This is a genomic window from Streptomyces sp. SYSU D01066-1 (assembly GCF_054956795.1).
Map to the genome: position 1 here is coordinate 1 of NZ_JBUDHV010000003.1, position 13,936 is coordinate 13,936.

The window sequence follows — 13,936 nt, forward strand, 5'->3', positions numbered from 1 at the left end:
GAAACGCCCGGTTACATTCCGAACCCGGAAGCTAAGCCTTACAGCGCCGATGGTACTGCAGGGGGGACCCTGTGGGAGAGTAGGACGCCGCCGAACAATCTTTGGAAGGACCCCTGGTCCCAGCGTTCAGCTGGGACCAGGGGTCCTTTTGTTTTTACAATGCTTGCAGTACCTAAGACAGGAGTCACCGATGGCCACCAACTCCCCTGACGACCGACCGGAGCGCGACCAGCGCCGACGGGACAGTGGTGACCGCGGGGACCGGGGCGGTTTCCGTCGCGACAGCGGTCGCGGTGGCCCCGTGCGCCGTGAAGGGGACCGTGGGGGTTTCCGCCGCGACGACCGCCGTGATGACCGTCGTGACGATCGGGATCGTGGGCCGCGGCGGGATGACCGTGGGGATCGTCCGTCGTTCCGGCGTGATGACGACCGTGGTGGTTTCCGTCGCGACGACAGCCGAGGCGGGAGCTACGGACGGCGTGATGACCGGCGGGACGAGCGTCGTGACGACGGCCGGCGTGAGGACGGTCGCGGTGGTGGTTACGGGCGTCGTGATGACCGGGATCGTGGGCCGCGGCGGGATGACCGTGGGGATCGTCCGTCGTTCCGGCGTGATGACGACCGTGGTGGTTTCCGTCGCGACGACAGCCGAGGCGGGAGCTACGGACGGCGTGATGACCGGGATCGTGGGCCGCGGCGGGATGACCGTGGGGATCGTCCGTCGTTCCGGCGTGATGACGACCGTGGTGGTTTCCGTCGCGACGACAATCGAGGCGGGAGCTACGGGCGGCGTGACGACCGGCGAAGTGACGATCGTGCCCCGCGCGGTGGTTTCCGTCGTGACGACCGACCGGACTTCCGGCGCGACGACCGCCGCGACGACCGGCGGGACGGTGACCGTGGTGGATACCTCCGGCGCGATGACCGGGACCGTGGGTTCCGGGGGCGTGACGAGCGGCGGGGTGACGACCGTGGGGACCGTGGTGGTTTCCGACGGGACGACCGGCGGGACGACCGGCGGGACGACCGCGGTGGTTTCCGGGGCCGGGACGAGCGCGGTGGGCGGGGCGGGCCTCGGCGCGACGACCGGAGCGGCAGGCCCGGCGGCTTCCGGGGCGGCCGGGACGGCCGTGACAACCGGGACAGCCGTGACGACCGGCGTGGAGGTGGCCGTTTCCGTGACGACCGGGACCGCGAGCCGATCAAGCGACTGCCGATTCCCGAGGACGTCACGGGTGAGGAGATCGACAAGGACGTACGGCAGGAACTGCAGAGTCTGCCGAAGACGCTCGCGGACGACGTCGCCAGGAACCTGGTGATGGTGGCCCGGCTCATCGACGAGGACCCCGAGGGCGCCTACGGGTACTCCAGGGTGGCGCTGCGGCTGGCGTCGCGTGTGGCCGCCGTACGGGAGGCCGCCGGATTCGCGGCCTACGCGAACCAGAAGTACTCGGAGGCCCTCGCCGAGTTCCGGGCCGCGCGGCGGATGACCGGAACCGTGGAGCTGTGGCCGGTCATGGCCGACTGCGAGCGCGGTCTCGGGCGGCCGGAGAAGGCGCTGGACATGGCCGGTGCCCCCGAGGTGCACAAGCTGGACAAGGCCGGACAGGTCGAGATGCGGCTCGTCGCGGCCGGGGCCCGGCGGGACATGGGGCAGCTGGACGCGGCGATCGTGACGTTGCAGAGCCCCGAGCTGGCCTCCAACTCCGTACAGCCGTGGACCCCGCGGCTGCGGTACGCGTACGCCGACGCGCTGCTGGCCGCCGGCCGTGAGGGCGAGGCGCGGGAGTGGTTCGCCAAGGCCGTGGAGTCCGACCGGGACGGCAGCACGGACGCCTCCGACCGGCTGGCGGAGCTGGACGGGGTGGACTTCGTGGACGCCCTCGACGAGAGCGGGAGCGACAGCGACGGTGAGGCCACAAGCGAGGACGAGGACGGTTCCGCGGCGCGTGGGCGTGACGAGGACTGATCCGGCGTGACAGGGGTGAGGGGCGGGACCGTCACCGGTCCCGCCCCTCACCCGTGTCGGAGGACGGTGGTCAGAGGTCCAGCGCGCGCAGGACCAGACCCGATGCCGGTTTCGGGCCGAACGACGTCGACTTGCGGGGCATCGTGACGCCCTGGCGGGCCAGGTCGCGGACGACCTCCTCGCGGACCGGGTGCATCAGGACGGCCGTACCGCCGTCGCGTTCCGCCTTCTCGACGGTGGCGGCCGTGTCGTGGATGTAGGAGATGCGGGCCGCGCAGTCCTCGGGGACGTGCCAGAGGTGGGCGAGGAGCGTGCTGTGCAGGACGGTCGCGTCGAGGGTGCGCCAGGCCTCGGGACGGTCGGCGGGAACCGTGCGGGACAGCAGTTCGGGGTCCGGCCGGTCCACCAGGTGGAAGGCGCCGTCGCCGGCGAGCAGGAAGGCGTTGCCCCCCTCGGCCGCTTCCGCCAGCACGGCCAGGGCCTCGTCCAGCGGGGCGTCGACACGGCGGATGCGGAAGTGGCCCTTGAGGGCGGTCAGGGCGTCCGCGACCGGCAGGCCGTGCAGCAGGCGGTGGATGGCGCGGACGCGGAGCGGGTAGCGGGCGGTGTCGACGAGGAGGACCAGGCCGTGGTCCCAGGGGCTGGGGGAGGGGTGCTCGGCGCGGAGGCCGTGGTAGGTCGCCCAGCGGTGGTGGCCGTCGGCGATGAGGGCCTGCTGGCGGGAGAGACCGGAGCGGACCCGGGCGATCTCCTCGGGGTCGGTGATCGACCACAGGCGGTGGCGGTAGCCGTCCTCCGTGGTGGTGGCCAGCAGCGGCGGGCGTTCGGCGGCGCGTTCCACGGCCGCGCTCGTGGCGTTCGTCGGGCCGTCGCCGCGATAGGTCAGCAGGAGGGGTTCGAAGTTGGCCCTGGTGGCGCGCATCAGGGCCGCGCGTTCGGCGACGACGTGGTGCATGACGTCCTCGTGCGGCAGCACCGACCGCTCCCCGGGATCCGGGAGGCGCAGGGCGCCGATGACGCCGCGTTGCAGGAGGCCGTTGCCGGCGCGCTGCTCGTAGACGTACAGTCCGGGCTCGGGGTCGGGGGTCAGGACGCCCTCGGCGAGCCATCGGCGCAGGGTGCGGGCCGCTTGTCCGGCGCGGGCGGCGGGGGTGGCGGCCTGGGGGAGGATCAGGCGGACGATGTTGTACGGGTCCGCCGACTCCAGGTGGAGCAGGCCGTCGGGGCGGACCACGACGTCGTAGGGAGGGGATGTCACGGCGGCCAGGCTGCCGACCCGGTCGGGGTCGTAGCGGAGACCTCGGAACGGGGTGAGTTCCAGGCCCCGGCGCGCCGTCGCTTCCGAGTGACCTGCGGTATCCATCCCGGCATCGTACGTGTGTCAGTGGCATGGGGGATGATCGGGGGAAAGCCGTCGAACCGGGAAGAACCCGGGGACCACGAGGAGCGATGCGCAATGAGCCGGAGCGTCCGGACCAGGCCCGAGGGCAGTGGGCAGGCCCTGCACGAGGCGTACGACACGGCGCTGCTCGATCTCGACGGGGTGGTGTACGCGGGCGGCGAGGCGATCGCCCACGCCGTCGAGTCGCTGGCCACGGCGCGCGGGGGCGGCATGCGGCTGGCGTACGTCACGAACAACGCGCTGCGGACGCCGGACGCGGTGGCCGGGCACCTGACGGAGCTGGGGATAGCCGCCGAGGCGTCGGACGTGATCACCTCCGCGCAGGCGGTGGCGCGGCTGGTCGCCGAGCAGGTCCCGCCGGGGGCACGGGTACTGGTGATCGGCGGGGAGGGGCTGCGGGTCGCGTTGCGCGAGCGGGATCTCGAGCCGGTGGAGTCGGCCGACGACTCCCCGGTGGCGGTCGTGCAGGGGTACGGCGGGCCGGAGCTGGCGTGGGGACGGTTCGCGGAGGCCTGCTACGCCATCGCGCGGGGCGTGCCCTGGTACGCGTCCAACACGGACCTGACCATCCCGAGCGCGCGGGGGATCGCGCCCGGCAACGGCGCCGCGGTGGAGGTCGTGCGGATAGCCACCGGTGCCGAGCCGCGGGTCGCGGGCAAGCCGCTGCCGCCGATGCACCGGGAGACGATCCTGCGTACGGACGCCCAGCGGCCGTTGGTGGTGGGGGACCGGCTGGACACCGACATCGAGGGCGCCGTCGGCGGTGACGTCGACTCGCTGCTCGTGCTGACCGGGGTCACGGACGGCCGGCGGCTGCTCGCCGCGCCGCCGCACCACCGGCCGACCTATGTGGACGCCGATCTGCGCGGCCTGCTCACCGGGCAGCCGGAGGTCACGGACGCGGACGGAGGCGGTTTCCGGTGCGGGGGCTGGACGGCGAAGGCGGGCGAGGAGCGGCTGGAGCTGGACGGGGAGGGGGAGTCCCTCGACGGGCTGCGCGCGCTGTGCGCCGCGGCGTGGACGGCGGCCGGGGAGGGCAGCTGCGCCCTGGACGCGGGGAAGGCACTGGCCCGGCTGGGGCTGTGAGGCCCGCACGGGAGGAGGGCTTCGGCGGCGGTTCAGGCATCGTGATCGAATAGGAGGGTAGGCTAACCTAACCTCGTGTTGGTCGACAGTCCCCCCGAAGCGCGCGCCGACTCCGCTGCCGCGCCCCCGGACCGCCGGGTGATCCGTGCCGCCGGGCTGCTGGTCTCCGTGGCGGTCCTGGCGTGTGTCGCCGCGGCGAGCCTCGCCGTCGGCGCCAAGGACCTGTCCCTCGCGCAGGTCTGGCACGGCCTGTTCGAGGACTCGGGTTCGTACGGTGACGTGGTGGTCGGCGAGCGGCTGTCGCGGACCGTGCTCGGTCTGCTCGCCGGTGCCGCGCTCGGCCTCTCCGGGGCCGTCCTCCAGGCGCTCACCCGCAACCCGCTGGCCGACCCCGGCCTGCTCGGCATCAACGCGGGCGCCTCCGCCGCCGTCGTCACCGCCATCACCTTCCTCGGCGTCACCTCGCTGAGCGGATACGTCTGGTTCGCCTTCCTCGGGGCGGCGGCGGTCGGGGCGCTGGTCTGGCTCCTGGGCGGCGGCCGGGGCGCGACGCCGGTACGGCTGGCGCTGGCCGGCACCGCGATCAGCGCCGCGCTCTACGGCTACCTCCAGGCCGTGATGATCACCGACGAGGCGGCGCTGGGCACGATGCGCTTCTGGACCGTCGGCTCGCTGTCCTCGGCGGACGACACGGCCATCACCCAGGTCCTGCCGTTCCTCGCCGTCGGCACGGTGCTCGCCCTGGCGCTCGCCCGGCCGCTGAACGCGATGGAGATGGGGGACGACACCGCCCGGTCCCTCGGCGTCGACCTGACCCGCACCAGGGCGCTGGCGATGCTCGCCGCGACCGTGCTGTGCGGGGCGGCCACCGCCGCCTGCGGCCCGATCGTCTTCGTCGGCCTGATGGTGCCGCACGCGGTGCGCTCCTTCACCGGCCCCGACCTGCGCTGGATCCTGCCGTACGCCACGGTCCTGTCGCCCGTGCTGCTGCTCGGCGCCGATGTCCTCGGCCGGATCGTCGCCCGGCCCTCGGAGCTGCAGGTCGGCATCGTGACCGCGGTCCTCGGCGGCCCGGTCTTCATCTTCCTCGTACGACGGCGCAGGACGGCCCAGCTGTGAAGACCCCCGCGAAGAGCTCCGCGAAGAACCCCGCGAAGACCCGCCGTACCGTCCGTGCCGTGCGCACCGCCGGCGGCCTGTCGGTCCGGCTGGACGTCAGAACGCTGACCGTCGTCGTCCTGCTGCTGGCCGCCGCGTTCGCCGCGAGCGTCGTGCTGATCGGCACCGGTGACTTCCCGATCCCGGCCGCCGACGTCCTGCGCACGCTGTTTGGGGACGGCACCGCGGCCCAGGAGTTCATCGTCCGGGAGCTGCGGCTGCCGCGCGTGCTGGTGGGGCTGCTGGTCGGCGCCTCGCTGGGGCTGGGCGGCGCGCTGTTCCAGGCCATCTCCCGCAACCCGCTGGGCAGTCCGGACGTGCTCGGGCTCGGGCAGGGCGCGACGGCCGGCGCGCTGATCATGATCGTGCTGTTCTCCGGGAGCGCCGCCCAGGTCACCTTCGGGGCACTGGTGGGCGGTCTGGTGACCGGGCTCGCCATCTACGTGCTCGCCTGGAAGCGGGGTGTGCACGGGTACCGGCTGGTCCTGGTCGGTATCGGGGTGGCCGCGATGGTCACGGCCGTCAACGGCTATCTGATGACCCGGGCCGACATCGTGGACGCCTCCCGTGCCGTGGTCTGGATGACCGGCAGCCTCGACGGCCGTGACTGGGAGCAGGTGTGGCCGCTGCTGGCCCTGTGCGCGGTCCTGGTGCCGGTCGCCCTGGCCCAGGGGCGGGGGCTGCGGATGATGGAGATGGGCGACGACGTCTCGTACGCCCTCGGGGTGCGGGTGGAGCGCGTGCGGACGCTGCTGCTGGTGGCCGCCGTCCTGCTGGTGGCCGCCGCCACGGCCGCCGCCGGACCGGTCGGCTTCGTCGCGCTCACCGCGCCGCAGCTCGCCCGCCGGCTGACCCGCGCGCCCGGCCCCAACCTGCTGCCCTCGCTGTGCATGGGCGCCGCCCTGCTGGTCACCGCCGACTGGATCTCGCAGCGGACCTTCGGCGCCGACCGGCTGCCGGTGGGCGTGGTCACCGGCGTGCTCGGCGGCGTCTACCTGCTGTGGCTGCTGGTCACCGAGCGCAGGGCGGGCCGGATATGAGTACGCGTACCCGCCCCGGCGTCACCGGCGGGCTGAACAACCGAAGGAGCAACGTGAACCGCCTGTCCGCCGAGAACGTCACCCTCGCCTACGACCAGCGCGTCATCGCCGAGCAGTTGTCGGTGGAGATACCCGACAACTCGTTCACGGTGATCGTCGGCCCCAACGCGTGCGGCAAGTCGACGCTGCTGCGCGCCCTGTCGCGGATGCTCAAGCCCAGCGTCGGCCGGGTCCTCCTCGACGGGCAGGTCATCCAGTCGATGCCCGCCAAGCAGGTGGCCCGCACCCTCGGCCTGCTGCCCCAGTCGTCGATCGCGCCCGACGGCATCACCGTCGGCGACCTGGTCGGCCGGGGCCGTTACCCGCACCAGGGCCTGCTGCGCCAGTGGTCCGCCGAGGACGAGCGGGTCGTGCGGGAGTCCATGGCGCAGACCGGGGTGGCCGAGCTGGCCGACCGGTACGTCGACGAGCTCTCCGGCGGCCAGCGCCAGCGCGTCTGGATCGCCATGGCGCTCGCCCAGCAGACCCCGCTGCTGCTGCTCGACGAGCCGACGACGTACCTGGACATCCAGCACCAGATCGACGTCCTCGACCTCTGCGCCGACCTGCACGAGGAGCAGGGCCGCACGCTCGTCGCCGTGCTGCACGACCTCAACCACGCCGCCCGGTACGCCACCCACCTCATCGCCCTGCGCGACGGTCAGGTCGTCGCCGAGGGGGCGCCGAAGGACATCGTCACGGCCGAGCTGGTCGAAGAGGTCTTCGGGATGCGCTGCCAGGTCATCGACGACCCGGAGACGGGGACGCCGCTGGTGGTGCCGGCCGCGCGCAAGGCGCGGGCCCGGGTCGCGGTCACAGAAGCCTCCTGAGGCGGAACAGGTCCCGCAGGCCCGCCTCCAGTCTCACCCGCCCCGAGCCCCACGCCCTGGCGAAGTCCAGCCCGCCGTCGACCAGCGCGACCAGGTCGTCGCCGGTCATGGCCAGTCTGATCTCCGCCTTCCGGGGCGGGGGGCCGGCGAGGGTCTCGCGCACGTCGATGCCGCCGTCCGCCATGCGGCCGGCGAAGGTGACGTCCAGGTCCGTGATGTGGCAGCTCACCGAACGGTCCAGTCCGGCGGCGGCTCGCACGTCCCCTTCCGCGCCCCGCATGTTCTCCGAGAGCTTCTCGAGTGCCGCGCGGCACTCCTCGATCGTCGCCATCGCCACCGACCGTACCCCAGCGGCCCAAGGTAGCGTCGGGGCATGAGCGACGCAGTCCCGGAGCCGCAAGCACCGGCCGAGCACGCCCCGGCCGCGCCCGCCCCCCTGGAGGTCCCGCGCACCGCCACCGGCGACGCCGGCACGGACGCCCTGCTGGAGCGGCTGGCCGACGTGGACCACCTGCCCACCGACGGACACCCGGAGGTGTACGAGGATGTACACCGGGGGCTGCGCGAGGCGCTCACCGCGCTCGACGCCCGCCCGGGACCTCCGGCGCCCCCGTCCCCGCATGGCAGTAGGAGCTGAACCGAACGTGGCAGGAGTCGCACGTCGCCGTCTCGACGCGGAACTGGTCCGGCGCAAGCTCGCGCGCTCGCGTGAGCACGCCGGGCAGCTGATCGCCGCGGGGCGGGTCACCGTCGGCAAGACCGTGGCGACCAAGGCCGCCACGCAGGTGGAGACCGCGGCGGCGATCGTCGTCGCGCAGGACGACAGCGACCCCGACTACGTCTCCCGGGGCGGGCACAAGCTCGCGGGCGCGCTGGCCGCGTTCGTACCGCTGGGGCTGGTGGTGGAGGGACGGCGGGCCCTGGACGCCGGGGCGTCGACCGGCGGCTTCACCGACGTGCTGCTGCGGGCGGGCGCCGCGCACGTGGTCGCCGTGGACGTGGGCTACGGGCAGCTCGCCTGGTCGCTGCGGAGCGATGAACGGGTCACCGTCAAGGACCGTACCAACGTGCGTGAGTTGACGTTGGAGGCGATCGATGGGAAGCCCGTGGACCTGGTCGTCGGTGATCTGTCCTTCATCCCGCTCGGTCTGGTGCTGCCCGCCCTGGTGGGGTGCGCGGCGCCGGGCGCCGACCTGGTGATGATGGTGAAGCCGCAGTTCGAGGTGGGCAGGGAACGGCTGGGCAGCGGGGGAGTCGTACGCAGTCCCGAGCTGCGGGCGGAGGCCGTGCGGGGGGTGGCGGAGAGGGCGTGGGAGCTGGGGCTCGGGGTGCGGGGCGTCACGGCGAGTCCGCTGCCCGGACCCTCCGGCAACGTCGAGTACTTTCTGTGGCTGCGGGCCGGGGCCCACCCACTGGACCCGGCCGACGTCGATCGTGCAGTGGCGGAGGGGCCGCGTTGACACAGAACCGAGCTCGTACTGTTTTCCTGCTGGCGCACACCGGGCGGCCCGCCGCCGTGCGCAGCGCCGAACTGGTGGTGAGGGGACTGCTGCGGGCCGGGCTCGGGGTGCGCGTCCTGGAGGCCGAGGCGTGCGACCTGCCGCTGCCCGGCGAGGTGCAGCTGGTCAAGGAGGCGACGCCGCAGTGCCTCGACGGGTGCGAGCTGCTGATCGTCCTGGGCGGTGACGGGACGCTGCTGCGGGGCGCCGAGTTCGCCCGGGCGTCCGGGGTGCCGATGCTCGGCGTCAACCTGGGGCGGGTCGGGTTCCTCGCGGAGGCCGAGCGGGACGACCTGGACAAGGTCGTCGACCGGGTGGTCAGCCGGGCCTACGAGGTCGAGGAGCGGATGACCGTCGACGTCGTCGTGCACCGCAACGGCGACATCGTGCACACCGACTGGGCGCTGAACGAGGCGGCCGTGCAGAAGGCCGGCGCGGAGAAGCTGCTGGAAGTGGTGCTGGAGATCGACGGGCGGCCGGTGACCGGGTTCGGGTGCGACGGGGTCGTGCTGGCGACGCCGACCGGGTCGACGGCGTACGCGTTCTCGGCCGGGGGGCCGGTGGTGTGGCCGGAGGTGGAGGCGTTGCTGATGGTGCCGATCAGCGCGCACGCGCTGTTCGCCAAGCCGTTGGTGACGTCGCCGGATTCGGTGCTGGCGGTGGAGGTGCTGCCGCACATCCCGCCGGGGGTGCTGTGGTGCGACGGGCGGCGGACGGTGGAGTTGCCGGCCGGGGCGCGGGTGGAGGTGCGGCGGGGGGCGGTGCCGGTGCGGCTGGCCCGGCTGCACCATGCTTCGTTCACGGACCGGCTGGTGGCGAAGTTCGCGTTGCCGGTTTCCGGGTGGCGGGGGGCGCCGCACTAGCGCGGTCTCGAAGGGGTGGTTCTCATGGACGGCGAGTGCGGGTTCGTTGTGGCTGGTCGTGCCCCGCGGCGCAGCCGCTATCAGCACAGACCCGCGCCCCTGGAGGCGATGCCCTCCCGCCGGTGACGGGGGTGGGCCGTGTGCGCTCACCCGGTCGGACCTCGTAAGGTCGGGGACGTGTTGGAGGAGATGCGGATACGGTCGCTCGGCGTGATCGACGATGCCGTCGTCGAGCTGTCGCCCGGGTTCACCGCCGTCACCGGTGAGACGGGCGCGGGCAAGACCATGGTGGTCACCAGCCTGGGTCTGCTGCTGGGCGGACGGGCGGATCCGGCGCTGGTTCGGATCGGTGCCAAGAACGCGGTGGTCGAGGGGCGGGTCACCGTGCCCCCGGACACCAAGGTCGCCGTCCGGGCCGAGGAGGCCGGGGCCGAGCTGGACGACGGGGCGCTGCTGATCAGCCGTACCGTGTCGGCGGAAGGGCGGTCGCGGGCGCACCTGGGCGGGCGGTCGGTGCCCGTCGGGGTGCTGGCCGAACTCGCCGACGAACTGGTCGCCGTGCACGGGCAGACCGACCAGCAGGGGCTGCTCAAGCAGGCCCGGCAGCGGCAGGCGCTCGACCGGTACGCGGGGGACGCGGTCGCCGTGCCGCTCGCCGCCTACGGCGACGCCTACCGGCGGCTGCGCCGCGTCTGCGCGGAGCTGGAGGAGATCACCACACGGGCGCGGGAGCGCGCCCAGGAGGCCGATCTGCTGCGGTTCGGGCTGGACGAGATCGCCGCCGTCGAACCGCGCGCCGGTGAGGACGTGGAGCTGGCGGAGGAGGCGGAGCGGCTGGGCAACGCCGAGGCGCTGGCGACCGCCGCGACCGCCGCGCACGCCGCGCTCGCGGGCGACCCGGAGGACCCCGAGGGCGTCGACGCGGCCACGCTCGTCGCGGGCTCGCAGCGGGCCCTGGACGCCGTGCGGGCGCACGACCCGGCGCTGGCCGCCCTCGCCGACCGCATCGGCGAGGTCGGCATCCTGCTGCGCGACGTCGCCGGTGAACTGGCCGGGTACGCCGACGACCTGGACGCCGATCCGCTGCGGCTGGCGGCCGTGGAGGAGCGGCGGGCCGCGCTGGGCGGGCTCACCCGGAAGTACGGCGAGGACATCGCCGCGGTGCTGGCCTGGGCCGAGCGGAGCGCGGCGCGGCTGACCGAACTGGACGGCGACGACGAGCGGATCGGGGAGCTGACCGCCGAGCGGGACGCGCTGCGGACCGAACTGGGCGCGCTGGCGCAGACGCTGACGGACGCCCGGACGGAGGCCGCGGAGCGGTTCGCCGCCGCCGTCACCGCCGAGCTGGCGTCCCTCGCCATGCCGCACGCGCGCGTGTCGTTCGAGATCCGGCAGACCGAGGACCCCCAGGGCGTGGAGGTCGGCGGGCGGACGGTCGCCTACGGGCCGTCCGGTGCCGACGAGGTCGAGCTGCTGCTCGCCCCGCACCCGGGGGCGCCGCCGCGGCCCATCGCCAAGGGCGCCTCCGGCGGTGAGCTGTCCCGCGTGATGCTGGCCGTGGAGGTGGTGTTCGCGGGCACCGACCCGGTGCCGACGTACCTCTTCGACGAGGTCGACGCCGGGGTCGGCGGCAAGGCGGCGGTCGAGATCGGGCGGCGGCTGGCGAAGCTCGCCAAGAGCGCGCAGGTCGTGGTCGTCACGCATCTGCCGCAGGTGGCGGCCTTCGCCGACCGGCAGCTGCTGGTGGAGAAGACCAACGACGGGTCGGTGACCCGGTCCGGGGTGAAGGCCCTGGAGGGCGAGGAGCGGGTCCGGGAGCTGTCGCGGATGCTCGCCGGGCAGGAGGACTCCCAGACCGCGCGGGCGCACGCCGAGGAACTGCTGGCCACCGCCCGCGCCGAGCTGTAGGGAGCGGGCGGTGGCAGGGTGAGCGCGTGGAGCGGGCGGCCGTAGGGTGAGCGCATGATCGACCGCGCTCCCCGGACCCGCTCCCTCGCCCTCGCCGCCGCGCTCACCCGGGCCGGCGCGACCGTGCTGCGCGCCGTCGCGCCGGGCGGACGGGAGCGCTGGACGCGCACCAACCACGCCGGGCGCGCGGTCGGGCTGTACGCCGGGCCCGCGTCCGCCGTCGCGGCGGCGCCGGCGACGGGACGGGTCCGGCCCGCCGCCGGGTGCGCGGTGCCGGCCGCCGGGGTCTGCGGGGCGTACGACGACGTGGCGGGGGCGGGGGACAGCAGGCGCGGCTTCCGGGCCCACCTGTCGGCCCTGCGGGACGGTGAGGTCACCAGCGGGGCGGTGAAGCTGTTCGGGATCGGCGCGGCCGGGCTCGTCGCGGGCGCGGTGCTCAAGGAACGGCCGCTGGACAAGGCGCTGGCCGGGGTGGTCGTCGCCGGGGCCGCGCACTTCGTCAACCTCGTCGACGTACGTCCGGGGCGGGCCGCCGGGGCCGTGCTGGCGCTCGGTGTGCCGGGGCTGCTGAGGCGGGGCGCGGCGGCGGAACCGGCCGCAGCCGCCACGGGGGTGGCCGCGGCCGTGCTCCCCGACGACCTCCGGGAGCGCGAGATGCTCGGTGACACCGGGGCGCACGCGCTGGGCGCGGCTCTGGGCGCCGCCGTCGTCGTGGGGAACACCCGGGCGGGTCTGGTGGCGCACGCCGCGGCGGTCGTGGCGGCGGCGGTGTACGGGGAGCGGGTCAGCGCCTGGGCCCGGTCACTCGTGTGAGTGACCGCGGGTGCCGCGTTGCCTCGGCGTCAGCGAGCCCGCCGACCACGGCCGTTCCCGGAACACCCGTACGTCCTGGCATCCTTGACGCAGTGCGCGCGGCAGACCGCGCGGCGCGCTCCTCCGCTCCACCCTTCGGTACTTTCTCCGTGAACGCCCGCCGCAGAACCAGGAGCCCCGGCCACGTGACCCCCGTGAGCAGCCACGTCCCGCACGGCCAGTTTCCGCTGCGCACCGTGCAGGTGCTGGGCGGGGGCAACGCCGGCAGCAGCGCGCACGTGCGTTCCCTGAGCGCGGGGCTGGTGGCACGGGGCGTGAAGGTCACGGTGTGCGCCCCCGCCGAGGCCGAGCGCCGTTACGACTTCACCGGGGCCGGCGCCGACCACGTGGACGTGGCGCGCAGCAGCGACCCGGTCTCGGTCGCCGGGCTGCGGGCCGCCTGCGCCGGTGCGGACCTGGTGCACGCGCACGGACTGCACGCCTCCTTCCGGGCCGCGCTCGCCCTCGGCGGACGCCGTGTCCGTACGCCGCTCGTGGTCACCTGGCACGACCGCGTCCACGCCGAGGGACCGCGGGCGCAGCTGCTGCGGGTCCTGGAGCGGCGGGTGGCGAAGGCCGCCACGGTGGTCCTGGGGACCACCCCGGGCCTGGTGGACCACGCGCGGCGCAGCGGTGCCCGGGACGCCCGGCTGGCCGCCGTCGCGCTGCCCGGCCCGCGCCCGCCCGCCGACCCCGAGGAGGCCGAGCTGCGGCGGCCCAAGATCCGTGCCGAACTCGGCGCCACGGGACGGCCGTTGCTGATCGCGGTGGGCGCGCTGGAACGGCAGCGGGGGCACGAGGTGCTGTTCGACGCGGCGCGGGTGTGGCGCGACCTGGACCCGGAGCCGCTGGTCGTCGTCGCCGGGGAGGGGTCCCTGCGGTCCGCGCTGCAACGGCGGATCGAGGAGGAGGAGCTGCCGGTGGTCCTCGCCGGCCGCCGCGACGACGTCGCCGACCTGCTCGCCGCGGCCGACCTGGCGCTGCTGCCGGGCCGCCACGAGACGGCTTCCGTACTGGCCCGGGAGGCCCTGCACACGCGTGTGCCGCTGGTCGCCGGGGACGTCGACGACATCCGTGAAGTCGTCGGCGGCGCCGCGGAGTTGGTGCCGTCCGGGGACTCCGGGGCGTTCGCCGACGCCGTGGTCCGGCTGCTCGGCGATCCCGGGCGGCGGGAGTCGCTGCGGGCCGACGGGGCGCGGCAGGCGGCCGACTGGCCGACCGAGGACGAGACCGTCGCCCAAGTGCTCAGCGTGTACGACGAGTTGATGCAGCCCCGGCCGCTGCCCTGAG

At 74.4% G+C, this 13,936-nt stretch carries 14 protein-coding genes and 1 rRNA gene; 13 read left to right on the forward strand and 2 right to left on the reverse strand.

Features of this window, described 5'->3' with window-relative positions; translation table 11 throughout:
* The 3 genes from rrf to ACY1JF_RS03675 form a co-directional block, all read left to right on the forward strand.
* A 5S ribosomal RNA gene (rrf, locus tag ACY1JF_RS03665) occupies nucleotides 1-96 on the forward strand; the annotation flags it as partial.
* Nucleotides 97-350: 254 nt separating this feature from the next.
* Nucleotides 351-1,319: a hypothetical protein gene (locus ACY1JF_RS03670; RefSeq protein WP_462703817.1), complete on the forward strand. Its 969-nt coding sequence runs from the start codon at nucleotides 351-353 to the stop codon at nucleotides 1,317-1,319.
* A complete protein-coding gene (locus ACY1JF_RS03675) occupies nucleotides 1,211-1,969 on the forward strand; it encodes a tetratricopeptide repeat protein (RefSeq protein WP_462703795.1) in 759 nt (252 codons plus the stop codon). The genes ACY1JF_RS03670 and ACY1JF_RS03675 overlap by 109 nt, the downstream gene beginning before the upstream one ends.
* Nucleotides 1,970-2,039: 70 nt before the next feature.
* Here the strand turns inward: ACY1JF_RS03675 and ACY1JF_RS03680 are convergent, their stop codons facing one another.
* Entirely contained in the window at nucleotides 2,040-3,332 is a 1,293-nt protein-coding gene (locus tag ACY1JF_RS03680) for a DUF1015 family protein (protein WP_462703496.1), read from the reverse strand.
* A gap of 93 nt (nucleotides 3,333-3,425) precedes the next feature.
* On the opposite strand from ACY1JF_RS03680, the gene ACY1JF_RS03685 reads away from it, so the two are divergent.
* The 4 genes from ACY1JF_RS03685 to ACY1JF_RS03700 all read left to right on the forward strand — a co-directional run bounded on the left by ACY1JF_RS03685 (nucleotide 3,426) and on the right by ACY1JF_RS03700 (nucleotide 7,524).
* A complete protein-coding gene (locus ACY1JF_RS03685; protein ID WP_462703497.1) occupies nucleotides 3,426-4,457 on the forward strand; it encodes an HAD hydrolase-like protein in 1,032 nt (343 codons plus the stop codon).
* Between the two features lie 75 nt (nucleotides 4,458-4,532).
* Nucleotides 4,533-5,576, forward strand: coding sequence for a FecCD family ABC transporter permease (locus ACY1JF_RS03690; RefSeq protein WP_462703498.1), 1,044 nt, complete (start codon nucleotides 4,533-4,535; stop codon nucleotides 5,574-5,576).
* On the forward strand, nucleotides 5,573-6,655 hold the full coding sequence (locus ACY1JF_RS03695; RefSeq protein WP_462703499.1) for a FecCD family ABC transporter permease: 1,083 nt from the start codon (nucleotides 5,573-5,575) through the stop codon (nucleotides 6,653-6,655). Before ACY1JF_RS03690 ends, ACY1JF_RS03695 begins: the two co-directional genes overlap by 4 nt.
* Nucleotides 6,652-7,524 carry an ABC transporter ATP-binding protein gene (locus ACY1JF_RS03700; protein WP_462703500.1) on the forward strand — a complete coding sequence of 291 codons (873 nt, stop codon included), beginning with the start codon at nucleotides 6,652-6,654 and terminating at the stop codon, nucleotides 7,522-7,524. The genes ACY1JF_RS03695 and ACY1JF_RS03700 overlap by 4 nt, the downstream gene beginning before the upstream one ends.
* On the opposite strand, the gene ACY1JF_RS03705 is transcribed toward ACY1JF_RS03700, so the two are convergent.
* A complete protein-coding gene (locus ACY1JF_RS03705) occupies nucleotides 7,508-7,855 on the reverse strand; it encodes a sterol-binding protein (protein ID WP_462703501.1) in 348 nt (115 codons plus the stop codon). The two genes, ACY1JF_RS03700 and ACY1JF_RS03705, sit on opposite strands and share 17 nt — an antisense overlap.
* A 42-nt stretch (nucleotides 7,856-7,897) precedes the next feature.
* On the opposite strand from ACY1JF_RS03705, the gene ACY1JF_RS03710 reads away from it, so the two are divergent.
* The 6 genes from ACY1JF_RS03710 (at nucleotide 7,898) to ACY1JF_RS03735 (ending at nucleotide 13,935) form a co-directional block, all read left to right on the forward strand.
* Complete coding sequence (locus tag ACY1JF_RS03710; protein ID WP_462703502.1) at nucleotides 7,898-8,161, forward strand: hypothetical protein; 264 nt, start codon at nucleotides 7,898-7,900, stop codon at nucleotides 8,159-8,161.
* A gap of 7 nt (nucleotides 8,162-8,168) precedes the next feature.
* Nucleotides 8,169-8,984 (forward strand): TlyA family RNA methyltransferase, encoded by an 816-nt coding sequence (locus ACY1JF_RS03715; protein ID WP_462703503.1) that lies wholly within the window; start codon nucleotides 8,169-8,171, stop codon nucleotides 8,982-8,984.
* The gene (locus ACY1JF_RS03720; protein ID WP_462703504.1) at nucleotides 8,981-9,886 is read left to right on the forward strand and encodes an NAD kinase; all 906 of its coding nucleotides are present in this window, start codon (nucleotides 8,981-8,983) and stop codon (nucleotides 9,884-9,886) included. Before ACY1JF_RS03715 ends, ACY1JF_RS03720 begins: the two co-directional genes overlap by 4 nt.
* A gap of 189 nt (nucleotides 9,887-10,075) precedes the next feature.
* Entirely contained in the window at nucleotides 10,076-11,794 is a 1,719-nt protein-coding gene (recN, locus tag ACY1JF_RS03725; RefSeq protein WP_462703796.1) for a DNA repair protein RecN, read from the forward strand.
* A 54-nt stretch (nucleotides 11,795-11,848) separates the two neighbouring features.
* Nucleotides 11,849-12,607, forward strand: a complete 759-nt coding sequence (locus ACY1JF_RS03730) for a hypothetical protein (RefSeq protein WP_462703505.1) — start codon at nucleotides 11,849-11,851, stop codon at nucleotides 12,605-12,607.
* A gap of 185 nt (nucleotides 12,608-12,792) precedes the next feature.
* Nucleotides 12,793-13,935, forward strand: a complete 1,143-nt coding sequence (locus ACY1JF_RS03735; protein WP_462703506.1) for a glycosyltransferase family 4 protein — start codon at nucleotides 12,793-12,795, stop codon at nucleotides 13,933-13,935.
* Nucleotide 13,936 lies beyond the last annotated feature (1 nt).